The sequence below is a fragment of the Mesorhizobium ciceri biovar biserrulae WSM1271 genome (genome assembly GCF_000185905.1).
Taxonomy (GTDB): domain Bacteria; phylum Pseudomonadota; class Alphaproteobacteria; order Rhizobiales; family Rhizobiaceae; genus Mesorhizobium; species Mesorhizobium ciceri.
Map to the genome: position 1 here is coordinate 5,830,142 of NC_014923.1, position 26,124 is coordinate 5,856,265.

The window sequence follows — 26,124 nt, forward strand, 5'->3', positions numbered from 1 at the left end:
CGAGCGACGCTCAATCGCGCCGCGACGTATCACGGCCCAATCGGACGGCCGCGCCTGTGGCAATTCGCCAGATGGGTCAAGGAACGCTCACTGGCTCCGACGCGATCGCTTGTTTCGCGATGCCTAGGATCGAGGTCGAGGTGTAGTGGGCGTCTCAGTTGGCAAGAGGGGATATGTGATCTCCGGTCGCTTTCCGGTCACCGAATGAAGGTAGGCAACGATCCGATCGATTTCGATTTGCGCTAGCTCTTGGCCAAACTGGGTAGTGCCCATGATGGCGACCGCCTCGCTCAGGTCCCAGACCTTGCCCGAATGAAAGTATAGCGCGGTGATTGCTACGTTGCGCAGCGATGGCACGCGGAAAACATAGGATCCTCTGGCACATTGGTGACGGCAAATCGTCCCTTGTCGTTCTCCGGCAGGATGTCGGCGCCGGGCTTCTCTACGAGGCCGAATGGATATAGCCTTCCCCGCCAATATTGACACCGGAATGGCAGGAGGAGCAGCCCTTTTCCATAAAAGGGCCAGACCGTGTTTCGCTGGGATCAATGGCGGTGTCATCGCCATTGAGGTAGGCCTCGAATGGGTCCGGCGCGACCAGTGTCGCCTCGTAGGATGGCAAGGGCTTGAAGATGGCAGTGCCGTGTCCCTGAGGTCTGGCGGAGGGACTGCTCAGCAAAGCTGTGGCCGCCACAAGCGCAACAGCCACCGCGGGCAATAGAATTTTCATAGATTTCCTTACGAATCTCCACATGCGGCATGCGAACGCCCTGCGCGAGATCCGTTGATCAAGGGAATGGCGCCTGTCGACCAAGATGATCGAGCGGCGGAAACAGTGATTGATGTATCGCCCGACGGCCCCCGATATCAACAGTGGCGGGCGCGCAATCGCTATTTGTTCGCTGAGGGCTTGGTCGGTTCTGTTGCCTGTCGCCCCCACGCTGGCGCAACGCCGACCTGCTTCGTACGCGCAAGGTCTTCCAGGTGCACGGCTCATGGTGCTTACAATTTTTCTGCGTCGTCCTCTCGCAACTCAAACCGACAAGATCGCGACTGAACGGCGGATACCGGGCGCTTATGAACGGCGATTTCCGAGGAGATCAGCGTCGCGACAGCTTGTAACTGGCGCTATAGACCTCGATGTTGGACGAGCACCGAACAATCCTGTCGCGAGATTTGTTGCGTTCATCGGAAATCATCACTAGAAGGCCACGCTCCGTAGACCAATCCACTGGAGAGTTTCATGCCAGAAGAAGACTTCGAAAACGCCAACAACCTCATCGACCTTACCGCGGATGTTGTCTCAGCCTATGTTTCCAACAATCCCGTCCCGGTGGGGGAGCTGCCTGCCCTGATCGGCCAATTGCACGAAGCTTTGAAACGCACGGCGGCCGGTCGCGTCTCCGCACAAGAGCCGACGGCGTTTACGCCGGCCGTCCCGATCAGAAAATCGGTGACGCCGGACTACATTATCTCCCTTGAGGACGGCAAGAAATTCAAATCGCTAAAGCGCCATCTGTCGACCCATTACGGGCTGACACCCGATGAATATCGCGCCAAATGGGGTCTGCCGGCGGACTATCCCATGGTCGCGCCGAACTATGCGGCTGCGCGCTCTGCCCTGGCCAAGACGATGGGACTCGGCCGCAAACCGAAAGAGCCTGAAGTCTCGGCGCCCGAGAAGCGGTCTAGAAAGAAGGTACCAGCGTGACTTCCTCAATCCAGACCCGTTGAGGGGCTGGCAGCTCGGGCATGATGCGAGCGAAAACATAGAAAGGCGGGATCAAATCCCGCCTTTTCCTTGCAGGGCGTGATTACATGCGCGAAGCGGAATGGAATTGACATAGCGCAGGGACACAGGAGACCGCGGCGGTAAAAGGACCAACTTTTCAGCTTGGGACGGAAACTGTTGCAGACCTCTATCCTGAAAGAATATCGCGAGGCTCTCCTGCCTTGGTACACCATCTATCCGACTGTGCCGGAGTTCACCGCCACCGTCAGGCCCGAAAGCTATCAGGAATGGCTAAGAGGTCTGCCGGCTGACGATCCGGTGTCTCTCTATCTCCACATTCCGTTCTGCCGATCGATTTGCTGGTATTGCGGCTTCCCGACCACGATTGCCCGCAATCAGGGTCCGATCCTCGATTATCTGGCCGTTCTGCGTGACGAGATCCGTTTGGTCTGGGAGCAAGTGCAGCAGGGGCTCGTCGTGAACGACGTGCATTTCGGCGGTGGAACCCCGACCCTGATCGGAGCAGCGGAGTTCTTGGCCATGATCCAACTCCTGCGCCGCCGCTTCGCGTTCAGGGAGTCCGCGACAATCGCCGTCGAAATTGACCCGCGCACCTTCACGGCCGAGATTGCCGAAGCAATGGGAGCAGCCAATGTGAGCCGCGCGAGTCTCGGAGTGCAGAGCTTTGATCCGATTGTTCAAAAAGCGATAAACCGCGTCCAGAGCGAGGCGCAGACGGCCGCTGCCGTCGAAGAGCTGCGCCGGCATGGGGTAAGCGGCATCAACGTCGATCTCATTTTCGGTCTTCCGAATCAGACGGTAGAGTCCTGCGTCCAGACTGCGGCGGCAACTGTCGCCATGCGCCCCAACCGGCTTGCGGTGTTCGGCTACGCGCACATTCCATCGGTGATAAAGAATCAGCGCCTGATCGAGACGACTGCGCTGCCGGACAGCGTCGCCCGCGCCGAACAGGCTGCGGCCGTGGCCGAGACGCTGGTCGCCGCCGGCTACCAAGAGATCGGCCTCGACCATTTCGCCTTGCCGGACGACGAACTTACGCTGGCGCAGACCAGTGGTCGGCTACGGCGTAACTCGCTGGGTTACTCGGCCGACACCTGCAAAACCCTGATCGGTTTCGGCGCGTCGGCTATCGGGCGGGTCGGCGAGGGTTACGTCCAGAACGAGGTAACACGTGAGTCCTACAGTCGGCACATAGCAGCTGGCCGTTTGGCGACGTCAAAAGGCTACCGGCTCACAGACGATGACCGCGTGCGAGCCGTGATCATAGAGCGGCTGATGTGCGATTTGCAGGCCGATGTGCCGGCAATTTGTGCGGCCTGTGGATTCGATCCAACTCGCCTTCTCGATTCGGCTGCCGAACGCTTGGCGAAGCTGGCTGAGGATGGGATAGTGGACATTGAAAACGGTTTCATCCGGGTGCGGCAGGAGCATCGTTTCGTAGTTCGCGCTGTTGCTGCCGCATTCGATGCTTTTCTCGACCGGGTTGTCCCACAGCACAGCCAATCAGCGTGAGGTGCCAAAGCGACAAGCTCGTGCCGAACGGCAAGCTCCTAAAACCGCCGCAGGCCCCGGTCACGGCGCCCCCTGCGCGGATTGAAGTGTTTGACGGTCCCGAATGGACGAGCGTGTCGCCGATAACGCGACACAGTCATCGATGGTGACTTGTTTTGCGAGATGCCCGGCCGATCGACGTCTTGTGCTTATGAATACTACTTTCGCAGGCAAGAGCGAAAACGACAAGATCGTCGGCGCGATGATCTCGTGGACGCGCGGCACGGTCGTGTCTTCTCATCAGTGATGAGGATCAACAGTTTTGGAGTTATGGGCAGAAACTACCCTAGCCTTAGCTAATGGCAACGTGGGCAGGACCCGAGAATTCTAAAGCCATCAATATCCGCCAACGCAGCCAGCGCCGGGTGCGTCAAAACATGGCCAGCGACATCGATGACATATTGATGGGTGTCCAGCCGCTCGCATGTCGGACGCTCATAACTGAGATTTTGCTCTGAAACGCGGAGGTGAAGTGTCGTCCGGTCAAATCCTGTCGGCTCAGTGGCCCTGCCCCCGAGCACCCACCACCGCTTAACGTTATGCAGCCCTTCTTCAATTCCTGTTCGCAATATCTGCAGATTGTACAGCTTGGCACCAAGCGCAGGACCAAATGCCGCTATCGAGGGCGAGGCTTAGCGACTAAAGATGTCGCTCCCTTACGGCTCTCTCGCTCGACATTGGGCATGTTCTCGTCGAGCCACCCGGCCACCTCCTGCAAGGCTACGGCGTGGCCAAGCACCTTAGTGATCATCGAGAAACTCGCATCCTTGCTGGCCATCAGGCTATAGCTCAAGACCTTCGGGTACTCGGCGATGACCCTGGGAGACCTCAAGCGCAGGACTTGGTCGAGGTAGAGAGTGGTTCCGACCAGAGAGGTCGTAGCTGGAACGCATGCAACGTCGACGCAGCCATTCTCATATGCTTCGAACAATCCGTCGTTGAACGGAACGAGTTCAACTTGGTCGCCAAAGAGGTCCAGCGAGGCTTGATGGGTCCAGGTCCCCTCAGGGCCAATGTACCCTACCCGCTTGATCGTGGAGATGTCGACCGCTGGAGGTGGCTGAATTGCTGGTTCATTTCCTCGGCACGCTCGATCGATAATGCGTCAGAGCACGGGGCTCGTGAACGAAAATATAGCATTGATCCGCGTGAAGCGAGCGGACCCACAAGAAGCTCGCAGCTTGATCTCATTTGTCCAGATTCGTTCTGATGCGCGCGGTCGCCGTCGGCATCTGCTACGTGAGAATCTACAGCAGAAAAAATAAGAGGCCGGGACCCGCCCCTCTTCACTTGCAAACATCTTGTTTCAGTAGAACTTAGCAGCTTCCTGCAAACCGCAGCCCGGTCAGCGGGAGATCCGTGTTCTTGCCCGCTCCTATGGCGCGGTCAGTGGCACTTCTGCCCGGCTCTTGCCGGGCAGAGGCAGAAAAAGATCAGCCAGCTTTGCTGAGACTGCCTGCGGAGGACTTGCCGGTACGGCGGTCCTGTTCGACCTCGTAGTTGATCTTCTGGCCCTCATTAAGGGTCGAAAGGCCCGCTCGTTCGACAGCGGAAATGTGAACGAAAACGTCCTGACCTCCGTTGTCAGGCTGGATAAAACCGAATCCCTTGGTGCTGTTGAACCACTTCACCGTTCCAGTCGCCATAGTCGTATTCCTTTGTAACCATTCAATGTAGGCAGGCCATAGGCCAGGTCCGCTTCATATCTGAGATTTTAGGGGCAGCAAAAGCGAAAACAGCAAAAGCCCCGGTCAAATCGCAAATCGGCTCGCAAGCTCCATCATGACCGCCCCTCGCGGAAGCGTCTCCCGCGCTGGCGTTCCGAGTGGCAAATACATGTCCTGCAACGCTCCGGTAAATTCCAGACCGCGTCTATCGCTGTTTGGAGTCGTGTTAGGGGACCAGCGATCGGCCGATGTGAGCAGGCGTACGCGGACGACCAGCAACTACAGGCGCGCGCTAACGCCATGATATTCGACATCTCCGAAGGGTAGCTCACCTAGCCACCTTTTTAAGCGGTGAGGGCTTCCCATTCGGGCGGTGTAAGATGTCCGACAATGTCGGATACGTAACATAGCTGAGTCCGACAATCACATCGCCGAAACGGGGTTTTCTCATTTGGCACGGTTCGTGCGCGGTCATCGCGAACACGTCACGGGCCGAGGAGAGTCATCCAATGATCCCAAAAAAATACCGCCTCACGTTTCCCAGATTAGCTCAAAGATGACGCTCGTGTCAGGCCTCGAAACATGTTGATGGCTCATCTGGCTCGGGGCTACCCACCGCCCCACTATCTCCCACTAAAGGGACGAGCACGCAGCACCCTCAACATAAGGGACAACTCACTTTGCCTCAAAACTTGCCCATCGGCCGGTCACGACAAGAGACGCCGTCAGCAAACCTTCAGTCTGGCTCTTTTTGCGACCGCGCTGGCCTTCGTGAGCACCGCTCCGGTTCTGGCGGCTACCGATGACATCAAGGCGACGGCCAATCACGTCGCCGGCGAGTTTGACCGCGCGGTGGCCGAGATCGGTGGCTCGCACGACGCCTTCACCTCCTATGACTATAGTGCCTACTACCCTGGCGCGCGCCGGTCAGATCAGCCAGCCAAGAGGTAACCAAGATGGACGTGCAAGAAACCAAGACAGCATGCCGGGACGCCTTCGCCGAACTGGCGTCGCCAGCGTGCATCCACGACCCGTATCCGTTTATGCGATGGTTGCGCGAGCACGATCCGGTGCATCGCGCGGCCTCGGGCCTCTTTCTGTTGAGCCGCCACGCCGACATTTACTGGGCGCTCACGGCCACGGGCGATGCCTTTCGGGGACCGGCGCCTGGCGAACTGGCGCGCTATTTCCCGCGTGCGGCGACCAGCCTGTCGCTCAATCTAATGGCGTCCACGATAGCGATGAAGGACCCACCGACGCATACGCGTCTGCGCCGGCTGATCTCTCGCGATTTCACCATGCGCCAGATCGACAACCTGCGGCCGAGCATCGCGCGCATCGTCGCAGCGCGCCTGGACGGCATGGCGCCCGCGCTGGAGCGCGGGGAGGCGGTGGATCTGCATCGGGAATTCGCGCTGGCCTTGCCCATGCTGGTCTTCGCCGAACTGTTCGGCCTGCCCCAGGACGACATGTTCGGGCTCGCCGCCGGCATCGGCGCCATTGTGGAAGGCCTGAGCCCGCACGCCAGCGATCCCCAGCTCGCCGCGGCGGACGCAGGCAGCGCCAGGGTGCAGGCCTACTTCGGCGACCTCATACAGCGCAAGCGCACCGATCCCCGCCATGACATCGTGTCGATGCTGGTCGGCGCACACGACGACGATGCCGACACGCTATCGGATGCGGAGTTGATCAGCATGCTGTGGGGCATGCTGCTGGGCGGCTTCACCACCACTGCTGCGGCCATCGACCACGCGGTCCTGGCGATGCTGGCTTATCCCGAACAGCGGCACTGGCTGCAGGGAGACGCCGTGGAGGTGAAGGCATTCGTCGAAGAAGTCCTGCGCCGCGACGCGCCCGTCCTGTTCAGCGCCACTCCGCGTATCGCCCAGCGCGACATCGAACTGGGCGGCGTGGTGATCCCGAAGAACGCGGACGTTCGCGTTCTGATCGCGGCCGGCAATCGCGACCCGGACGGCTTCGCCGATCCCGACCGCTTCGATCCCGCGCGGTTCTACGGCACCAATCCTGGCATGTCGACCGACGGGAAGATCATGCTGAGCTTCGGCCACGGCATCCACTTCTGCCCCGGTGCACAACTGGCCCGGATGCAGTTGGCCGAGAGCCTGCCGCGGATCCAGGCGCGCTTCCCCACGCTGGCATTGGCCGAGCAGCCGACCCGGGAGCCCTCCGCGTTCCTTAGGACGTTCCTTGCGCTGCCGGTGCGGCTGAATGCGCAGGCGGGGGGCTGAGATGCGCGTCGTGGTCGACCAGGATCTGTGCGGAACCACCGGGCAGTGCGTGCTTACGCTGCCGGGCACCTTTCGCCAGCGCGAACCGGACGGCGTGGCTGAAGTGTGCGCGGCGACGGTGCCGCAGGCGTTGCTCGCCGCCGTGCGGCTCGCGGCCAGCCAGTGCCCGGTCGCCGCCATTCGGGTGATAAGCGACGCTGGCGATGACGAGCGCGCCAGCGCCGACGCTGCGCCTTCTCCGGCGGAACCCGAGCGGCATGCCGCGAAAGACCAACGCAATCCAGAAGGACACGATGGGACGGTTTGAAGGCAAGGTGGCCGTGGTGACCGGCGCCAGCGCCGGCATCGGCAAGGCATGCGCCCTCGCCATCGCGCCGAGGGCGGCAGAGTGGTGGTGGCCGACATTGATGGCTCGGCGACCATCGCCTGCACCGCGCAGATCACGGCCGAAGCGGGCCACGCGCTGGCCCTGGCCATGGACATCGCCGATGCGCAGGCGGTGGCAGCGCTGTTCCAGACGGCGGAGCGGCACTTCGGTGAGGTCGACTGCGGTGAACAACGCGAGCTATGCATCTGACCCCGCACGAGCGCGCGATGCTCGACCTGGACCTGGCGGTCTGGGATCAGACCATGGCGACCAATCTGCGCGGCATGCTGCTCTGCTGCGGCACGCCATCCGACGGCTGATTGCCCGCGGCGGTGGCGCGATCGTCAACATGTCGTCGTGCCAGGGCTCAGCGGTGACCCCGCCCAGACGTCCTACCCCGCATCGAAGGCGGCGATGAACACCCTGACGGCCTCGCTCGCCACCCAGTACGGTGATGAGCAGATCCGCTGCAACGCGGTTGCGCCGGGTCTGATCATGACCGAGCGTCTCCTCGCCAAGCTGGACGAGTGCATGCAACGGCATCTGCGCCGGCACCAGCTGCCGCGCGTCGGCCGCCCCGAGGACGTGGCCGCGCTGGTAGCGTTCCTGCTCTCCGACGATGCTGCGTTCATCACCGGCCAGGTCGTGTGCATCGACGGCGGCATGCTGGCGCATGTGCGGACGTACGCGAACGGTGGCAACAGCCGCGCCGCGCGGCCTGCCGGCGACACCGCCGAAGCGGCCGCGGCGCCGCGCTGCTGATGGAGCTGATGGACATGCTGCTCAACCCGCTGAACCGTCGCCACCGGCTGCGGCACGACATCCCGGTCGTGCCCGGCGCTTTCCCCTTGGTCGGGCATCTTCCCGCCATCATCTGCGACCTGCCGCGCCTGCTGCGGCGCGCGGAACGGACGCTGGGCAGCTACTTCTGGCTGGATTTCGGCCCTGCCGGACACCTGATGACCTGCATGGATCCGGACGCGTTCGCACTGCTTCGGCACAAGGACGTGTCCTCGGCGCTGATCGAAGGGATCGCGCCCGAATTGCTTGGTGGAACGATGGTCGCCCAGGACGGCGGCGCGCACCGGCAGGCGCGCGATGCGATCAAGCCGGCGTTCCTGCCCAAGGGGCTGACCCAGGCCGGCATCGGCGACCTGTTCGAGCCCGTCATCCGGGCGCGTGTGCAGGCGTGGCGCGACCGCGGCGACGTAGCCATCCTGCGTGAAACCGGCGACCTGATGCTAAAGCTCATCTTCAGCCTCATGGGAATCCCCGCGCAGGACCTGGCGGGATGGCATCGCAAGTACCGGCAACTGGTGCAGTTGATCGTCGCGCCCCCGATCGACCTGCCCGGACTGCCCTTGCGGCGCGGCCGCGCCGCCCGCGACTGGATCGACGCGCAGTTGCACCAGTTCGTCCGCGACGCGCGCGCGCATGCCGCGCGCACCGGGTTGATCAAGGACATGGTGAGCGCCTTCGATCGCAGCGACGATGCGCTCTCCGATGACGTCCTGGTCGCCAATATCCGCTTGCTGCTGCTTGGCGGTCACGAGACCACCGCCTCGACGATGGCCTGGATGGTGATCGAGCTGGCGCGGCAGCCTGTGCTGTGGGACACCCTGGTCGAAGAGGCGCAACGCGTGGGCGCGGTGCCGACCCGGCACGCGGATCTAGCGCAGTGTCCGGTCGCCGAGGCGCTGTTCCGCGAGACGCTGCGCCTGCATCCGGCGGTCACGCTCCTGCCGCGTCAAGCGCTGCAGGAATTGCAACTCGGCCAATGGCGCATTCCCGCGGGTACCCATCTGTGCATCCCGCTGCTGCATTTCTCGACCTCGGCGCTGCTGCACGAGGCGCCTGATCAGTTCCGCCTGGCGCGATGGCTGCAACGCACGGAGCCGATCCGGCCGGTGGACATGCTGCAGTTCGGTACCGGCCCACACGTCTGCATCGGCTACCACGTGGTATGGCTGGAACTAGTGCAGTTCTGCATCGCCTTGGCGCTGACCATGCACAAGGCCGGGGTGCGGCCGCGGTTGCTGAGCGACGTCGAAAAAGGCCGGCGCTATTACCCGACCGCAAATCCGTCCATGAAAATCCGCATCGGATTCTCATGAGCTGGCATCGCATGCCCCGTGTGGCGAGGCAGCGGCGAGCGACGCGCAGCATTGCTGCACTCGGCGCGCGCGCTCGGTGCGACGCCGGCAACAGCGCGGCGGTCGCCGCTCGCCGTGGCCGTCTCCTGTCAGGTACAAGGACATGAACAACATGCAGGCCGGTTCCAAGCCACATGACGACCGAACTGGCGTTTCCGCGATCGGGGGATTAGGCGCGCAGGCGCGCGGCGCATCCGGCAGGCTGCTGCCGGAGATCTGGATGCAGGACGGCGCAAAGGGGGTCGAACAGGCGCTGGCGCGTCTTCTGTGCGCCGAAGACGATGGCGAGACCGAGCTGATGGCGGCGATGCGCTACGCCACCTTGCATGGCGGGAAGCGCACCCGCGCCTTGCTCTGTCTGGCTGCCGGCGCACTGGCCGATACGCCGGCGCACGTGCTCGAGGACGTCGGCGCCGCCATCGAGATGATCCACGCCTGTACCCTGGTCCACGACGACCTGCCCGCGATGGACAACGACGTGCTTCGCCGCGGCCTTCCGACTGTGCACGTCAAGTTCGGCGAAGCCACTGCGATCCTGGTCGGTGATGCGCTGCAGGCGCACGCCTTCCTCACCCTGGCGAGCCTGGATGCGCCGGGCGACAACCGTATCGCGCTCGTGCGCGAATTGGCGCAGGCGGTGTCCGCCGAGGGTGCCGCAGGCGGGCAGGCCAAGGATCTGTCGCTGGTCGGAAAGCATGTCGAGCTGGACAGGATCGTGGCGATGCACCGGATGAAGAGCGGAGCGCTGGTGCGCGCGTCCGTTCGCATGGGCGCGCTATGCGCCATCACGGAGGATGCCGCGCACGCCGCGCTGTACAGTGCGCTCGATCGCTACAGCGCCTGTTTCGGCCTGGCGCTGCAGGTGGTTGACGACATTCTCGACGCGACAGCGGATGCCGCGGCGCTGGGCAAGACCCCCGGCAAGGACGCGGCGGCGCAGAAGCCGACCTGCGCGTCGATCATGGGGCTGCAAGCAGCGCGCCAGTTTGCGCTGGATCTGTTGCGCGACGCCGGGGAGGCCATCGCCCCGCTGGGGCCGCGTGCGGAACCGTTGGCGCAGATGCTGCAGCGGGCCACCGCGTATCTGTTAAAGCACGCGCCATGCGCATGAGGCGTCCCGTCCGCATGGAGTCGCCCCTGTGCCGCTGCGATCGGCCGGCGGTAGCGGTGGATGCTGCACTCTGTCCGAGATCCCGCGGCGCCGATCGCAGCGGTTGCCCAGCACGGCCGTGGCACGCGGCGCGCTGCGCTAGCCTATTGGGCGAACCGACGCCAGCCGCGCGTCGCCGCGCCGGAGCAGGGCGGCCATCCGGCGCTGCCCACGCGCCTGGCCGCGACGGGCCTGCGGCGACGTGCGCGGCGTCTGCCCGATCGTTCGTCAACCCTTCTGCAGAAGGAACATCCCGCGTGAACGCGCTGTCCGAACAGATCCTTTCCGAATTGCGCCACCTGCTGAGCGAGATGAGCGACGGCGGCAGCGTCGGTCCGTCCGTCTACGACACGGCGCGAGCGCTGCAGTTCCACGGCAACGTCACCGGTCGGCAGGACGCATACGCCTGGCTGATCGCGCAGCAACAGGCCGACGGCGGATGGGGAAGCGCGGACTTCCCGCTGTTTCGCCATGCGCCCACGTGGGCGGCGTTGCTGGCATTGCAGCGCGCTGAGCCTCTTCCCGACGCTGCCGACGCAGTCCAGGCTGCAACCCGGTTCCTCGAGCGCCAGCCGGATCCCTACGCGCATGCGGTGCCGGAAGACGCGCCGATCGGCGCGGAGCTGATCCTGCCGCAGTTGTGCGGCGAGGCCGCATCCTTGCTGGGCAGCGTGGCGTTTCCGCGCCACCCGGCGCTGTTGCCGTTGCGGCAAGCCTGCCTGGTCAAGCTGGGGGCGGGGGCGACGTTGCCGAGCGGCCATCCATTGCTGCACTCCTGGGAAGCCTGGGGGACGTCGCTGACCACCGCATGCCCAGATGAAGACGGCAGCATCGGCATCAGTCCGGCGGCCACCGCCGCGTGGCGTGCGCACGCCGTGGCACAAGGGAGCAGGCCGCAGGTCGGGTGCGCCGACGCGTATCTGCAGGCGGCATCGCGGGCGACGCGCAGCTGCATCGAAGGTGTCGTTCCCAGCGTCTGGCCGATCAATGTGTTTGAGCCATGCTGGTCGCTGTATACCCTGCATCTGGCCGGGCTGTTCGCGCATCCCGCGCTCGCCGAGGCGATGCGCGTGATCGTCGCGCAGCTCGACGCCCGCCTGGGCGTGCGCGGTCTGGGCCCGGCCTTGCACTTCGCGGCCGATGCGGACGACACCGCCGTTGCGTTGTGCGTCCTGCGCCTTGCAGGCCGCGACCCGGCGGTCGATGCGTTGCGCCATTTCGAAATCGGCGAGCTGTTCGTCACCTTTCCCGGAGAGCGCAATGCCTCAGTGTCGACCAACATACATGCCCTGCATGCGTTGCGACTATTGGAAAAGCCCGACGCCGGCACCGGCGCCTACGTCGAGGCCAATCGCAACCCACACGGTCTATGGGACAACGAAAAATGGCACGTTTCGTGGCTGTATCCCACCGCGCATGCGGTCGCTGCGCTGGCGCAAGGCAAGCCCCAGTGGCGCGACGAGCGCGCGCTAGCGGCGCTGCTGCAGGCGCAGCGTGACGACGGCGGCTGGGGCGCCGGTCGCGCGTGCACATTCGAGGAAACCGCCTATGCGCTGTTCGCGTTGCACGTGATGGACGGGAGCGAAGAACCGACAGAGCGCCGGCGCATCGCGCAGGCGGTGGGGCGTGCGCTGGAGTGGATGCTCGCCCGCTATGCGGCGCATGCATTACCGCAGACGCCGCTGTGGATCGGCAAGGAACTGTATTGCCCCATCCGGGTCGTGCGCGTGGCCGAACTCGCCGGGTTGTGGCTGGCGCTTCATTGGGGGCGGCGCGTCCTGGCCGAGGGAGCAGGAGCGCCTCCATGATCCAGACCGAACGCGCGCTGCAGCAGGTGCTGGAGTGGGGGCGTTCCCTGACCGGGTTCGCCGACGAGCATGCGATGGAAGCGGTCAGGGGCGGCCAGTACATCCTGCAGCGCATCCATCCGAGCCTGCGTGAGACCAGCGCCCGCACCGGCCGCGATCCGCAGGACGAAATGCTGATCCTGGCGTTCTATCGCGAACTGGCGCTGCTGTTCTGGCTCGACGATTGCAACGACCTTGGCCTGATCGCGCCGGAGCAGCTCGCCGCGGTGGAGCAGGCGCTGGGGCACGGCGTGCCGTGCGTGCTCCCCGGATTCGAGGGCTGCGTTGTGCTGCGTGCTTCGCTGGCCGCGCTCGCCTACGATCGTCGCGACTATGCTCAGCTTCTCGACGATACCCGGTGCTACTGCGCGGCGCTGCGCGCAGGACACGCTCAGGCGGCAGCGACGGAACGCTGGTCCTACGCCGAGTACCTGCACAACGGCATTGATTCGATCGCCTACGCGAACGTGTTCTCTTGCCTTTCGTTGCTGTGGGGGCTGGACATGGCGAGCTTGCGCGCGCGACCGGCGTTTCGCCAGGTCCTGCGGCTCATCTCCGCGATAGGGCGCCTGCAGAACGATCTGCATGGACGCGACAAGGATAGGTCGGCCGGCGAGGCTGACAACGCGGCGATCCTGTTGCTGGAGCGCTATCCGGCTATGGCTGTGATGGAGTTCCTCAAAGACGAGCTGGCCGGCCATACGCGCATGCTGCACCGGGTGATGGCGGAAGAACGCTTTCCCGCGCCGTGGGGACCGTTGATCGAGGCCATGGCGGCCATACGCGCGCAGTACTACCAGACCTCGACCAGCCGCTACCGCAGCGACGCTTCGAGGGGAGGCCAGCGTGCGCCTGCCTGAACGCGCGGGACGCGGCGCGTGCGCGCGCTGCCGTCGGTCCGATCCGACGCAATGCCGTCGCACGATGCGACGGATGGAGCGAGCATGACCGACACCGCCCTGAGCCGGCGCAAGGACGATCATCTGGACATCGTGCTGGATCGGCGAACGGCGCCGGCCAGGGTCGCCGCCGGCTGGGAGTCCATCCGTTTCGAACACTGCGCATTGCCCGAGTTGGACCTGACGCAGATCGACCTGCGCGCCTCGCTGCTGGGCAAGACCATGCGCGCGCCGCTGCTGATCAGCTCCATGACCGGCGGCATGCCACGCGCCGAGGCCATCAACCGGCATTTGAGCGAGGCAGCGCAATCCTTGGGGATCGCCATGTGCGTCGGTTCGCAGCGCGTGAGCCTGCAATCCCGCAGCTCCCAGGGGCTAACGCGCGCGCTGCGCCGCCTGGCCCCAGACATTCCCTTGCTGGCCAATATCGGCGCCGCGCAACTGCGCGAGGCCGACGGCCTGGACCTGGCGCGGCGGGCAGTTGATGCGCTGGAGGCCGATGGACTCATCGTCCATCTCAATCCGCTGCAGGAAGCGGTACAGCCGGACGGCGACAGCGACTGGCGCGGCGTCATGGCGCAGATCGCTCGCGCCGCGCGCTGCGTGGGCGTGCCGATCGTGGCCAAGGAAGTGGGGTCGGGCCTGTCCACCTCTGTGGCCTGTGTGCTCGTCGAGGCGGGCGTGGCGGTGATCGATGTCGCAGGCGCCGGCGGCACCTGTTGGGCCGCGGTGGAGGGCGAGCGCGCCCGCGATGCCGCCGACCGTGCAGTGGCGCTGGCCTTCGCCGATTGGGGGATTCCGACCCCGGCCGGCGTGCAGGCGGTACGTCGGGCGCTGCCAACGGTGAAGCTGATCGCGTCGGGCGGAATCCGCGACGGCGTCGACGTGGCCAAGGCCATTCGCCTGGGCGCGGACATCGCTGGGCAGGCGGCCGGCGTGCTGCGCGCGGCGACGGTGTCCACCGAGGCAGTTGTCGCGCATTTCGAGATCGTCATCCGCCAGTTGGCCGTCGCCTGCTTCTGCACCGGCTCGGCCGATCTGGCGGCATTACGTCAGGCGCGCTTGTTGCCCTCGGCGCATCTGCCCGCCGGTTGATGCGGGCGTCCGCACGTAGCGGCGGGGCGCCCAGAAGGCTGCTGAAATACCTACGCCAAAGTAGACCACTGATCCACCTTGGCGAGGCGGTTCGATGCGCCCGGAGCGATGTGTGATGGAGTAGCTGTTCACGATGAAGCGGTTGGAGGATTTCGTTCCAGCCGATCATCCACTGCGCCCAATCCGCTGATGGTCAATGAAGCGCGAATACGTGCACATCCAACTTAAGACACGGCGGAAGCAGCCGCGTCGCAGGAACGGGCCGGGTAATCTTCGCCGCCCTGCCCTGTCGGTTCATTCAGCGCGGTGGCGGCGCAAACTGCGATCGGCCCGAACGGAGATTGGCTCCGGCAAGAGCTTTTTCCGCTGAGAAGTGGCGAGCGACGCGGAAGCATGATTGCGAACGCGAACTCTCGGCGACGAAAATCCTGAAGCAGCGGGCGAGCATTCATTGCCCCTTTCTAGGCAGTTAGCAGCAGCAGCAGTCCTAAGGCCAACGCGATGGGACCCAAGAGAAGGCAGGCCGGAACAACGCTCCTTCCAATTGAATTGCGAATTTTGGACGTTTGCTTTGGCCGCATTCTGACGACGATTTCCTGTCAAGCGACGCACGCGTGGGCGGCGCATTCAGACATTGAATGGTGATGGCTCGAACGAAGTTCTCGGTTGTACTGACGCTTCCGAGCCCGCCGCCGATAAAAAAGCGCGATCTGAGCCGGCGAGATTGGCAAGCAGACACGGGCCCCCTCGCCCCCTTTGGATGCCGCCAGCCGGTGATGGCCACGAGTGCTGTCTAGGTTAGCAAGATCAGCTTCGATGCTCCCGACGGATTGTGGCTAGGTAGCCCGATTTACGCTTGGTCATGCACTCAGGACTTGAAGATCACGCATTCAGGATATGACAGTGCATCGTTGGCATCGCGGGCGCATGAATAAGGCGGGATTGGATGATGAGGGCCGCAGCGGGCATTGGCAGAACGCTCATGCTGATCATATTTCATCCACGAAGAATAACACCACTTGGCCAATCTCGAGGCTACAGTGGAACAATCCTAAGACAGGGCTTCCAGACATTGTAGGTGACGCATCGCTTTATCCTTAGCCTCCTGCGCCGGCACCACCCACACGCGCGAAGCTACGCGGTCGAAGTGCGTTTTGACGTTTTGCCCATCGACTCGACGCCATCTGACCCGCCGTCTTCGGTCTAATCAAACGGAGGTGCCTTTGCTCCGCTTCAGGCTTGGTCAGTACGGCTTGGCGCGGTTGCCATTCGGCGATCCCAACCTCTAAGTTCCCGGCGGCCGGTGCAGCGCCGACGGTGGTCGCATAAAGAGAAAGTGCCGTGATCAAGATGACGTTCATAACTTGCCTCTAATCGGTTGTTATAATCACCGCCCTTCTGACACGCGCACCTGACGGCAGCCTGAAAGCCGCCGGAACATTTGCGCTACGGCGTTCAGCCTATTGTCAGGTTCCGTCAATAGGGCACGAACCCTGCCCAATTATGGAGCTCGGCATGCGAATTTTGCTCATTGAAGACAGCGAGGACTTTGGCAGCGCTGTACGAGAACATATGATAGCTGATGGCCACGCGGTTGAATGGGCCAAGGACCTGTCCGAAGCGCGGTATCACGCAAGTGGGATTCCCTACGGGCTTGTTCTGCTCGATATTAACCTGCCAGACGGTAACGGCCTGGACTACTTGCGGGAGATGAGGAAGGGGCGTGATTCGACACCCGTCATCATCGTGACAGCTCGCCATACGGTCGAGGACCGCATCGAGGGGCTCAATGCTGGTGCCGCCGACTACTTGGTCAAGCCGTTCGATCCCCGCGAACTTTCCGCGCGCATTCATGCCGTGGCGCGTAGTCACGGGAACTTCCCGAAGCCATATTCTGTCGGGGCGCTGTCCATAAACGCGGCTGAGCGGCGCGTCGCCCTCGACGGGCAGCCGGTCAACCTGACTGCACGCGAATGGGCGATTCTCGACTGCGTTCTATCCCGACCCGGAGCGGTAGTTTTGAAGAGGAAGATCGAGGAAGAACTCCTTTCCTTAGGTTCGGAAAGTGAGAGCAATACCGTGGAGGTTTATGTTAGCCGGCTCCGCAAGAAGATCGGTAGGGACCGAATAGCGACACTGCGTGGCTTGGGGTACAGTTTCGTGGAAGAATCGCGGAACGGCCTCGGAGACCCCGTCGATCTTGTCCAAAAGGTTCGGTCAGTCGTTGATGACTTCTTGAAAAAGCCGTGGTTTGCCGGACGGCTAATCCTTGACGTCGACGGCTGTCCCGCCTGGGAGTGCAAAGCAGACCACGCCGTTAGAATTCCCGTCGTGCTTCGATACCTCATCGACAACGCACTCACACATGGACTGCCCGATATCCCGACGACAGTTTCCGTCCGAGCTGATGGAACCATCGCCATTGTAAACGCAGGACCGGTGGTGCCCCTCCCAGACCTTGACGAGATAACAGAGCGTTTTGTGCGTCTTGCGACTCGGGCAACTGTCCCAGGCCAGGGTCTACCCGTCGCTAATTATGTAATCAAGAAGGTCGGTGGCAGCCTTGAACTTGCCTCGCCTGCCACAGGTCGCGAGGATGGTTTTGAGGCGATTATTCGAATCCCTCGATGACCCTGGTTTGCTGCAGCGACCAGGTTGGGCGTAGGAAGCATTGTACGCTGCTGGGCAACGGGAATGTCAAACAGGGGCGGTAACCAACCCCGCGGTGGGCCGGCTCGCCAGAGGAAGTCAGCTTTGGCGGGGCACACCACATCCCAATCCACTGGCGTGAGACAAGCATGCCACGGCCCCCGCCCAAGCCCAAGGCGCTTCCGCCTGCACGCACCCTTCCGATTTCCCGTCGTGAGAGCCCGCGCTGTAGCGTTGTTCTGAGCGGTCTTTTTCATTCACATGGGACGTTGATCCGTCCGCTTCCCCCCAATGTTCGTCTCCAGTTCGACAACGCTTTTGTCTTGTCGTTTTCATGATCAATATAAGGTCAGGGCCGATCTTCAAGATCGATTGGATTACCTACCCTGCTCGACAGAACTGAGGCCACTCAGAATCGTCGTCGCGAAAATAGCTGGTAGCTTTCAGGCTCAGCTAGCTCTGCCAGAAGGGTTATTGTTGGGCCTTCCAGTCAGGAGATCTTATGAACTAGGAAACCATATCATTCCGTCCGGCGTGCCGATGGCCAAATGGCAGACGACACCGGAATCCAGCACGTTACCATACAGGAGAAAGATATACGATGATGTCCCCCTCACCCAAAGATGTCGCCGTCCAGGGCCTTCCGAAGCCGCCGACGAAATTTCCCTCTGCCTTGCTGCGCACCATACTTGCTGGCGCGCTAGCCCTGATGGCGACCGGTCCGGCTCCCGCAGGCCCCGACGACGACGACGACGACGGCGGTTGTGGCTATGCCGCCTCCCTTGTGAATGTTGGCGCTCGGAAGACGATCTGAGCCCCTGCGACCAAGTAGATCTATAGCGGTTGCTGCGGGTCCTGATTTGACCCGCAGCAGCATATCAGCTGGAAGGCGAAGCTCACAAAAAGGGGGGCGTTTCTGCGCTTTTTCGACGCATTTCCCTCATGCTGCCGGCGTCCATCCGGCATGACGGGGAAGATATCATGTTAAGCGGCACGCGCTTCCCATTCGGCGATGTCCGACGTCCGACAATGTCGGATAGGCAACATAGCAGACTGCGGATAATCACATTGCCGAGACGAGTTTCTCGTTGGCACGGTATGTGCCCGGTCCGCAAACGCCTCACAAACTAACGAGAAGTCATCCGACCATCATCCACCAAAGAATGCCCCTCACCTTGATTCACTCAAAGATGACGCTCGAGTCAGGCCCCGCAACATGATGATGGCTCATCTGGCTCGGGCTGCCCACCGTCCCACTCTCTCCCACTACTAAGTGGGACGAGCACGCAGCACCCTCAACTAGGAGATAAACTCACTTTGCCTCGAACTTTGCCCATCGCCCGATCACCACAAGCTAAGCCATCGCTGAACCTTCGGTCCGGTTGGCTAGATCGTGCAGCCGGCAGTACTGTCGCCAAAGCGCGGCGCGCCCCGTCAGCATTGCGTCCCATCAGCTCGGCCGACAGAGTAAAGCACGGCCTGGCGCAGCGCCTGCTCGAAAAGCGCCGCGTCCGACGAGTGGCGGATGGCGTTCTGCCGCCGAGTCGTCAACGACAGCCAGCTGCGGCCGGCGCACAGCTTTGCCGCTCGGCCAAGCGCCCGCCCAGATTACGGGCGGCAGTCTTGAAGGTTGAACAGCCGTCTGTTCCTGTCTTCGCGCTGGCACGGCAAGGATTGTCCAAATTGTGGGCGTCGTGCGCTTGCCGAGCGTGTCCGAAATCCAGCGCCGGATCAGGCGTGAACACTGTTGCGTAGTTCGTCAGCCAGAGCGCGGAGAGCGTCGGCGCTCCCTTCCAGCGCCGTAAAAGCGTAGGGATTGAGGAACTGTCGGCCCCAGAACAGATTGCGATCTGTGCGCGATAGCGCAGCTTCCTCGCTGACACTCGGCCAATTCTCCGCAATGCATCGGAGCTGGCCTTCAACAATCGCAAGAGCTTCCGGCGCGCTGAGCAGGAAGTGATGCGCGGCCTCAAGGCATGACGCGATCCGGCTCATGCGGTTATTGCCGCTGATGAGCATGGCCTGGCTGGCCTCCTGGCCGCTGCGGGCCTGCGGACAAATATCATAGGCAGGCGTGAGGGTGAGCTTAGCCCCGTCCCAGAACGCCGCATGGTTGCGGGCATGATCGTCGGTGTTGCCGCAAAGTATATTGAATACAATGCGGCTGAACAACTCGCGGAGAGTTTCCGACGGCGCAGTGAATCGGTGGCGAATGATCTCCGCCAGATCCTGGTAGCTAGCGTAACGCGCCATCATCTCATCGAGCGCGAGCATCGTCAGCGCTGAGACCATGGATTTGCGTTGCCAGCCGCCCGTGACCCTGATCCGGTCGAATCGCTCGACGAGCAACACGTCCTTGCCTGCGGCGCGGACGAGCGAGACGGATGCCGCTCTGATGCCGCACAAGGCGGCAAGCCGCATGGCTATGAATTCTCCTTTGACGACGCTGTAAAGGTCGGCAGACGAGGAAAATTTCGCGACATGCTTGACGGTGTGGTCCTCGATCAGCGCCTTGGGTCTTGCCCCGCCGATCGAGCTGCCGTGATGCAGCGCCTGATCTAATTCGGGGGTGAGCGGAATACCTGTCTCTACCCGCTCCGCCGATTGGACAAGCTCTTCGAGAGTGGCATTGGCCGGTGCGCGCGGCTCGTAATTTGTGGGCGAAAACTGAAAATCGAGCGCGCCGATGCGGTCCGAGCCTGATTCCAGCAGGAACGTCAGTTCTGAAATATCGAGCTGCGCGATTTCATCGCCTTTCACACCGAATTTGCGATTGAGGATAACCCGTCGTCCCCAGGCATCGGGGGCAGCATCGCGGATGCATCCCGGCATGGTTAGGCCAGGAAGCAAAGGCAATTCGCCTGTCTTCAGGGGCAGTTCCGGGAGATAAAGCGCGACCGCCCTGCCGAGTTCACGAAAGCTCCTGCCATAGTTGAAGCTGACGAGTCCGTCATGGGTATATAGCCGCCCGGCGACAACCGGCGCGGTCTCGCCCGGCAGCCAGACCCAGACATAGGCTTCGTCGTACTTGGGGACCTTAGAACTCATCGACGACCTGCTTGCCGGCCTTGTAGACGTGCTTCGGCAGCAGCGCGATGCGATCGTCCATGCGGCCTGTGAGGGCTGTGATGGCCTTGCCATCCGCATCGAACAGCTTCACACCGACAATGGCAGCAGCCTCGAACATCAGTCCGATTTCGACTTTGGGATCGCCCTTCTCGATGCGCTGCAAGGTGCTGCGTGAAACACCGATTCTCTCGGCTAACTCCTGTCCGGTTAACCGGTGCTGCATCCGGCCCAGCCGGATGGTCTTACCGAAAAGGCCAAGCGCCTCGATCGCGTAGCGCGAATAAGTCCGTTTTTGCGTTGCCGTCATTAGGCCACCGTGATCCATGCATGAGCCATATCTCAGGCTTTCGGCCTTTATATAGGTCATCTTCGCAGAGCGAGGCAAGCATCCGTCTCCTATATGATCCAAACCCCTGAGTCGCCCTTTATAAGCAGCAAGAGTTCGCAGCAGGAGCCAATGAACCCCGATTACTTGGGCGGTCTCACTTATTTGCCTTTTCTCGCCGAGCACCCGCTCCAAGTTCTCATACACCCCAGGCTGCCGTTCATCTGGCATGCGTTCCAGAGTGCGCAGCTTCCAGCGAACGGCGGGCAGCTTGTCCGCCCCTTCAATGCCGAGCAGATCCCATTGCGGGGCGGGCTTCGAAGGAGAGCAGGAATTTTCGCTGATCGTCGGTCAATGCCTGGTTGAGCCGGTGATCAGCCGCTTGCGAACGTCGAGCAATTGATCGAGGCTCACCTCGATCTGCGACATGCGCAGAATTTCTCTCGGCGGTCGAAGAAGGCATCGCCTTGATGCCACACAATCTCGGTTTCCGCCGGTCTCGTGTGAATCTGTTGGCTTCACAAAATGAAGAGGACATGCAGGCCGGCTTGCCCGTCATGCGGCAATTCGTTCGCTGGGATCAACAGAAACTCCGAGAATTGGATGGTTGCGGCCTTGACCATTCGCACTTTCCGTCTTCTGAGCGCTTGGCGATGGGAAAACAGCTGTCCGACCACATCCTGGCATTGAATCCCCCGATAGCGACCAATGCAAGCTCGTGCCTTACCCGTTGGCAGCTCTGTACTATCACGAGAGCGGCAACAAAGACTCGGGCGATCGAGTTGATCGACCTGACACTGAAGTCGCAGGGCGGTCCGTAGCTTATCCGCGACGAAGATGAACAGCATTTGCTGCAGTTCCTGGCCTACTTCAAGGGTGAGAAGGTTTGTTACGGCGCTGTGTGTGCGGCTCCAAACAATGGCCGATTCGACAGCTGGTATACCGTTTCCGGCTGACCATCAGGTTTATGTTAGGGACAGAATTGGCCGGGCGGACAGCTCTTGATGCGAACGGCGCAAAGCCGCCCGGTCTGCGAGATCGCCTTGGCTGCTCTTTTGGACTTAGGTCCGAAGGACGGCGGTCTGCTACGACGCCACCGCCTTTGGTTAAGCGGGGCATGAGCTGAGCTACGCGTTTGCCCGCTTCGAACCGGCTTCGCGCACCGGTGCCAGATGGCCCCCGGAACCTTAAAATCGACCGGCGACAACACCTTCACGCCGGCCGGATCATGCCTGGCGGACCGCCCGGATAATCCTGAGATCCTGGCCGACGTCGGCGCCGCTTGGGTAGCTGCGATTGAAATCGTTTGGGCGCAGATGCAACGTGGGTCCTTATTCCACGCATCGTTTTACGTGCTCAGCTCAAAACGTCAGCTTGAAGCCGGCCGACAGGGTGAAGGCATAGGAGTCCATGCCAGCGCTGTTGCTACCCTTGATGCTTAGCTCTCCGCCGGTCGCGATGCTGTAGTCCGGGTTCTAGCCTTTCTTGGGAAAATATTGTCCAGATTGCCGGCCAGGAAGACGCTGGCGCGGCCGGTTATCTGATAGTCGATCTTGGCTGGCCGAGATGAACGGCACCGTGGAGAAGTCGTCGTCAAATCGCAGCCCGGGCCAATCGCCCCCCATTGATGGTCAACATCGCTTGCGTCGATGGTCAGGCCGCCGCGGAGCAGACCCGAGGGCGTCAAGTGCTGAGCGTCGTGGTTGCTTCCGCGCCAAGGAACACGCCGAAATAGCGCTGTTCGTAATCGATGCTGGCTTCGCCGTCCGGGAACTTGCCGCGTTTCTCGCGGAAGCCGAAGCCGTTCCCACTATATATGTACGATCCCCTTAGGCATATATGTACGATCCCGTTAGTCGCTCCGCTTCATGTTCGTGTAATTGACGCCGCCATGAAGGTTGAGAACCGTGGCACGCTGATCACGAAACCTCGGCCGCCTGCGCCGTCCAAATTGATGTAGCGGTCAAGGTGGGTGTCGGAGTGGATTGACTGATCCGACCAATCCCGTTCGGCAGAGCTCGGCGCTTCCTTGAGCCAATCATAGCAGCGATTCATGGGGCCGCCTCCTCGGGATAGCCGTTGGTGATCTCTCGTTGAACGACGGCGGCTCTCAGCGACCGTTCGAAGACGTTGTTTGTCGCGGCGACCATTCCTGGGCATTGGTGCAAAGACGTTGAACTCCGATGCGATGTTCAGGACGGCTTAGTCATTGCCCTTTGCCCGGTGCGTTGCATAGCGCCGCGCGGGCCGCCCACTACCGCGTTGCCGGGCCATATTGAGATTTGGCCCGGCGCGAGAGGCGGCACTCGTGGCCAGAGAGGTTGCACCGGCGGCCAGCCCTGTCAAAATGCCGAAGTTGGTGATCCGGTAGGACGCCTATCCTTTTTCCGCTCGTTGGCGAGGTAGCGGTCCAAATAGTGAATGTTAGCCGCACCTGAAACCACTCGTTTGCCGACAACGACCGCCGGCCCGCCGTGGATGGACAGCTTCTTTGCGAGCGCGGAATGGTGCTTGACGGTGTTTACGATTCCGGGGTCCTTCATGTCCCGCTTGAGCCGCTCAACGTCGAGACCCTCGTCTCGTGCGATATCCAAAATGTCGGATCCGCTGAGCCGGAGGCCAGTAGCCATTAGGCCGTGATGGAACGCCTCAAATTTTCCCTGTTTGCTGGCGGCGAGCACCGCCCGTGCGGCAAATTTGGAACCCGGTCTCGTGCTCGAATAAGGTATGTAGTAAACCTTCAGCTCGGGATCACGCTTGAGGGCTTGCTGGATCGTACGGTCTACCGCGCGGCGCTGCGGGTCGTTGCAGTCCAAAAATACGGCGATATGGTGGTCGCCATTCGGGTTGCCTGCAGTTGGCGCAGCGGGGTCGTTGAAGAGTGCGTCGTGCCGGTCTGAAATGACCTTCTCCCTATCCTTGCGGAGCTGGCTATTGTATTCGTGCTGGAGCACGTAGTGTGTGACAGTTGGACCATATTTCGCCAGCACGGAAAGCAGCAGCAGTAGGGCTGAAAGGGCGATCCGGCCGGCTTTTAGATTAATCATGGGGAGTTCCAATTAACGGTGAATGGCAGGGCAGTAACAGCCGGCTTGTGACACCCGGACCTGACAGCAGCCTGACAACCTCAGGGCATTTGCGTCACGCGGCGTTGAGCGTAGCGTCACGTTCAGAAAGACTCCGCCCTCGAACTGTCGCCCGGCCCCCCTGATGCCACTACGCTCGTCGAAGACGGCAAGGATCTTGGCCGCGGCTGTACGCGAACTTACGATGGTGGCCACGCGGTCGATTGGGCCAAGGTCCTGTCCGAAGCGCGGTTTCGCGAGCCCAGCGCTGGCCACGCGGTCGGCGATCCTTCTGTCGTGAATTTTACTCATGCTGCCGGCGAGCGCCGCCATGCCCCGGTGACGCCGACGATATCACCTTAAGCGGCAAGCGCTTCCCGTAAACTGGCGTTCGATGTCGGACAATGTCGGATCGGCAGCATAGCAGAATCCGATTACTCACGTTGCCGAGACGAGTTTCTTGCTTGGCACGGCATGTGCGCGATCCCGCAAACGCCTCACAGACTAAAGAGAAGTCATCCGGTGATCACCCACCAAAGAATGCCCTCACATTGATTCACTCAAGATGACGCTCGCGTCAGGCCTCGCAAAATACTGATGGCTCAGCTGGCCCTGCGCTGCCCACGCATCCATTTTGTCCCGCAAGGGCGTCGAGGACGCAGCATCGGCAAAATGAGGGGCAACTCCTTCGCCTCGAACTTTGCACATCGCCCGGTAACTACAAGCTAGGCGGTCGATGAACCTTCGGTCTGGCGCTCCGGTTGTGGCGGCCAGCGATGACATCAAGGCGACGAATTTTCTGCTCGACAAAGGCGTGGTCCTAGTCCCCGATCACCGCGCGCCAACTATCACCCATATGGTGCGGTACAAGATCGGCAGCGCCGACGAGCCCGCCCGGGAAATTCGGCGATCGGGCATTTCCTTGAGCATCTGATTGGCGGTATCAATCATGCCGCCGGCGAGTTGGACCGCCCGGCGGTCGATATCGGCGGCTCGCAGCACGCTTCCAGCTCTCACGCCTGTACCGCCGCGCGGTGTTGCAGCTCGGCGCGCCACATGGCGATGGCGACGGGCCGTGCGCAATGTAATGACATTCGACCGGTTCTGACCCGCTCGGGAGAGCATGGCATTCAAGATGAACTCGCTGGCATTGTCGCTGGCGATGACCCGGCCCAATTCCCGGGCAGTCAACTGCCCTCGACCGTGCCGATTAGCGCGCCTTTGCCATGCCGGCGCATTAGCGTGGCCGACCTTACTTCGGCGTGACGCGAGCAATTTCTGCACCAGACGCGCAAGGTATGCCACTCCCTCAAACCGCTCAGCGGCACCTCTAGTCTATAGTCTAGGCCGGCATGTATGCTGCTCCCATCGCGACGGCGTGCGGCAACTCTTCTGGATCTTGACCCTGTCGGCGAGATTATCCGACCGAGGCCAAAAACCTCGCGGCTGTACGCGAACTTAGGATGGTGGCGACGCGGTCGATTGGCCAAGGTCCTGTCCGAAGCGCGGTGTTGCAGGCCCAGCGCTAGCCACGCGGTCGGCGATCCTTCTGTCGTGAATATTACTCATGCTGCCGGCGAGCGCCGCCATGCCCCGGTGGCGCCGACGATACCTTAAGCGGCAAGCGCTTCCCTTAACTGGCGTTCGATGTCGGACAATGTCGGATCGGCAACATAGCAGAGTCCGATTACTCACGTTGCCGAGACGAGTTTCTTGTTTGGCACGGCATGTGCGATCCCGCAAACGCCTCACAGACTAAAGAGAAAGTCATCCGATGATCACCCACCAAAGAATGCGCTCACATTGATTCACTCAAGATGACGCTCGCGTCAGGCCTCGCAAAATACTGATGGCTCAGCTGGCCCTGCGCTGCCCACGCATCCATTTTGTCCCGCAAGGGCGTCGAGGACGCAGCATCGGCGAAATGTGGGGCAACTCACTTCGCCTCGAACTTTGCCCATCGCCCGGTAACGTGGACCTTCGGTCTGGCTGGGTGCACAAGGCCACATTTTGCGACGGCGCTGACCTTCGCGACCACCGCTTCGGTTCTGGCGGTCACCAATGACAGAGCCGGTCGATCGCAGCCCGGACCCAGCTCTCCGGAATGAGCGTCAACGAGCGCGACTCTGCGGCAGGCAAAATGTCAGGTTCACTACAAACTATATCTGAGCACCGTCGAAGCAAACGGCGCTTATTGGGCGCCGAGGTGTTGGCACGGCCTTTGCAAATTGGAGGTGGCAACATCGAGCGAGGTGTTTCCCCTTGTTGCCGGACAGCGAAGTCAA

19 protein-coding genes and 3 pseudogenes are annotated in these 26,124 nt (G+C 62.0%); 14 read left to right on the top strand and 8 right to left on the bottom strand.

Features of this window, described 5'->3' with window-relative positions:
- Nucleotides 1-123 precede the first annotated feature (123 nt).
- Nucleotides 124-613 (bottom strand): annotated as a pseudogene (locus MESCI_RS33305) (cytochrome-c peroxidase); the annotation flags it as partial.
- Nucleotides 614-1,243: 630 nt separating this feature from the next.
- Here MESCI_RS33305 and MESCI_RS28240 point away from each other — a divergent pair.
- Complete coding sequence (locus MESCI_RS28240; RefSeq protein ID WP_013533377.1) at nt 1,244-1,711, top strand: Ros/MucR family transcriptional regulator; 468 nt, start codon at nt 1,244-1,246, stop codon at nt 1,709-1,711.
- A gap of 198 nt (nt 1,712-1,909) precedes the next feature.
- Entirely contained in the window at nt 1,910-3,265 is a 1,356-nt protein-coding gene (gene hemN / locus MESCI_RS28245; RefSeq protein WP_013533378.1) for an oxygen-independent coproporphyrinogen III oxidase, read from the top strand.
- Between the two features lie 655 nt (nt 3,266-3,920).
- Here the strand turns inward: hemN and MESCI_RS33310 are convergent.
- Together MESCI_RS33310 and MESCI_RS28255 are read right to left on the bottom strand one after the other, a co-directional pair.
- Entirely contained in the window at nt 3,921-4,406 is a 486-nt protein-coding gene (locus MESCI_RS33310) for a prephenate dehydratase domain-containing protein (RefSeq protein WP_081285659.1), read from the bottom strand.
- Nucleotides 4,407-4,737: 331 nt separating this feature from the next.
- Nucleotides 4,738-4,950 carry a cold-shock protein gene (locus MESCI_RS28255; protein WP_008874821.1) on the bottom strand — a complete coding sequence of 71 codons (213 nt, stop codon included), beginning with the start codon at nt 4,948-4,950 and terminating at the stop codon, nt 4,738-4,740.
- A 792-nt stretch (nt 4,951-5,742) separates the two neighbouring features.
- On the opposite strand from MESCI_RS28255, the gene MESCI_RS32805 reads away from it, so the two are divergent.
- The 10 genes and pseudogenes from MESCI_RS32805 to MESCI_RS33205 all read left to right on the top strand — a co-directional run bounded on the left by MESCI_RS32805 (nt 5,743) and on the right by MESCI_RS33205 (nt 17,362).
- Nucleotides 5,743-5,922: a hypothetical protein gene (locus tag MESCI_RS32805; RefSeq protein ID WP_245265020.1), complete on the top strand. Its 180-nt coding sequence runs from the start codon at nt 5,743-5,745 to the stop codon at nt 5,920-5,922.
- Between the two features lie 5 nt (nt 5,923-5,927).
- Complete coding sequence (locus MESCI_RS28265; RefSeq protein ID WP_013533380.1) at nt 5,928-7,220, top strand: cytochrome P450; 1,293 nt, start codon at nt 5,928-5,930, stop codon at nt 7,218-7,220.
- A 1-nt stretch (nt 7,221) separates the two neighbouring features.
- The gene (locus MESCI_RS28270) at nt 7,222-7,527 is read left to right on the top strand and encodes a ferredoxin (RefSeq protein ID WP_013897112.1); all 306 of its coding nucleotides are present in this window, start codon (nt 7,222-7,224) and stop codon (nt 7,525-7,527) included.
- Nucleotides 7,514-8,349 (top strand): annotated as a pseudogene (locus MESCI_RS28275) (SDR family oxidoreductase). Before MESCI_RS28270 ends, MESCI_RS28275 begins: the two are co-directional and overlap by 14 nt.
- An 8-nt stretch (nt 8,350-8,357) precedes the next feature.
- Nucleotides 8,358-9,701, top strand: a complete 1,344-nt coding sequence (locus tag MESCI_RS28280) for a cytochrome P450 (RefSeq protein WP_041163922.1) — start codon at nt 8,358-8,360, stop codon at nt 9,699-9,701.
- 151 nt (nt 9,702-9,852) lie between these two features.
- Entirely contained in the window at nt 9,853-10,851 is a 999-nt protein-coding gene (locus tag MESCI_RS28285; RefSeq protein WP_013533382.1) for a polyprenyl synthetase family protein, read from the top strand.
- Nucleotides 10,852-11,147: 296 nt separating this feature from the next.
- Nucleotides 11,148-12,698: a hypothetical protein gene (locus MESCI_RS28290; protein ID WP_013533383.1), complete on the top strand. Its 1,551-nt coding sequence runs from the start codon at nt 11,148-11,150 to the stop codon at nt 12,696-12,698.
- The gene (locus MESCI_RS28295; protein ID WP_013533384.1) at nt 12,695-13,597 is read left to right on the top strand and encodes a terpene synthase family protein; all 903 of its coding nucleotides are present in this window, start codon (nt 12,695-12,697) and stop codon (nt 13,595-13,597) included. Before MESCI_RS28290 ends, MESCI_RS28295 begins: the two co-directional genes overlap by 4 nt.
- An 84-nt stretch (nt 13,598-13,681) precedes the next feature.
- Nucleotides 13,682-14,731, top strand: coding sequence for a type 2 isopentenyl-diphosphate Delta-isomerase (gene fni, locus MESCI_RS28300; protein WP_013533385.1), 1,050 nt, complete (start codon nt 13,682-13,684; stop codon nt 14,729-14,731).
- A 1,515-nt stretch (nt 14,732-16,246) separates the two neighbouring features.
- Nucleotides 16,247-17,362 (top strand): ATP-binding response regulator, encoded by a 1,116-nt coding sequence (locus MESCI_RS33205; RefSeq protein ID WP_013533386.1) that lies wholly within the window; start codon nt 16,247-16,249, stop codon nt 17,360-17,362.
- Nucleotides 17,363-18,767: 1,405 nt separating this feature from the next.
- On the opposite strand, the pseudogene MESCI_RS33420 reads toward MESCI_RS33205, so the two are convergent.
- The 3 genes and pseudogenes from MESCI_RS33420 to MESCI_RS28320 form a co-directional block, all read right to left on the bottom strand.
- Nucleotides 18,768-18,916 (bottom strand): annotated as a pseudogene (locus MESCI_RS33420) (IS110 family transposase); the annotation flags it as partial.
- A 195-nt stretch (nt 18,917-19,111) separates the two neighbouring features.
- The gene (locus MESCI_RS28315) at nt 19,112-20,428 is read right to left on the bottom strand and encodes a type II toxin-antitoxin system HipA family toxin (protein ID WP_013533388.1); all 1,317 of its coding nucleotides are present in this window, start codon (nt 20,426-20,428) and stop codon (nt 19,112-19,114) included.
- Nucleotides 20,418-21,005: a helix-turn-helix transcriptional regulator gene (locus tag MESCI_RS28320; protein ID WP_245268576.1), complete on the bottom strand. Its 588-nt coding sequence runs from the start codon at nt 21,003-21,005 to the stop codon at nt 20,418-20,420. Before MESCI_RS28320 ends, MESCI_RS28315 begins: the two co-directional genes overlap by 11 nt.
- A gap of 239 nt (nt 21,006-21,244) precedes the next feature.
- On the opposite strand from MESCI_RS28320, the gene MESCI_RS28325 reads away from it, so the two are divergent.
- A complete protein-coding gene (locus MESCI_RS28325; protein WP_164919826.1) occupies nt 21,245-21,595 on the top strand; it encodes a hypothetical protein in 351 nt (116 codons plus the stop codon).
- Nucleotides 21,596-21,946: 351 nt separating this feature from the next.
- Entirely contained in the window at nt 21,947-22,216 is a 270-nt protein-coding gene (locus MESCI_RS32510; RefSeq protein WP_041163540.1) for a hypothetical protein, read from the top strand.
- Nucleotides 22,217-23,116: 900 nt separating this feature from the next.
- Here the strand turns inward: MESCI_RS32510 and MESCI_RS28340 are convergent.
- Both MESCI_RS28340 and MESCI_RS32455 read right to left on the bottom strand, forming a co-directional pair.
- On the bottom strand, nt 23,117-23,821 hold the full coding sequence (locus MESCI_RS28340; protein ID WP_013533392.1) for a DsbA family protein: 705 nt from the start codon (nt 23,819-23,821) through the stop codon (nt 23,117-23,119).
- An 849-nt stretch (nt 23,822-24,670) separates the two neighbouring features.
- Entirely contained in the window at nt 24,671-25,030 is a 360-nt protein-coding gene (locus MESCI_RS32455) for a hypothetical protein (RefSeq protein WP_172832173.1), read from the bottom strand.
- Nucleotides 25,031-26,124: the final 1,094 nt, after the last annotated feature.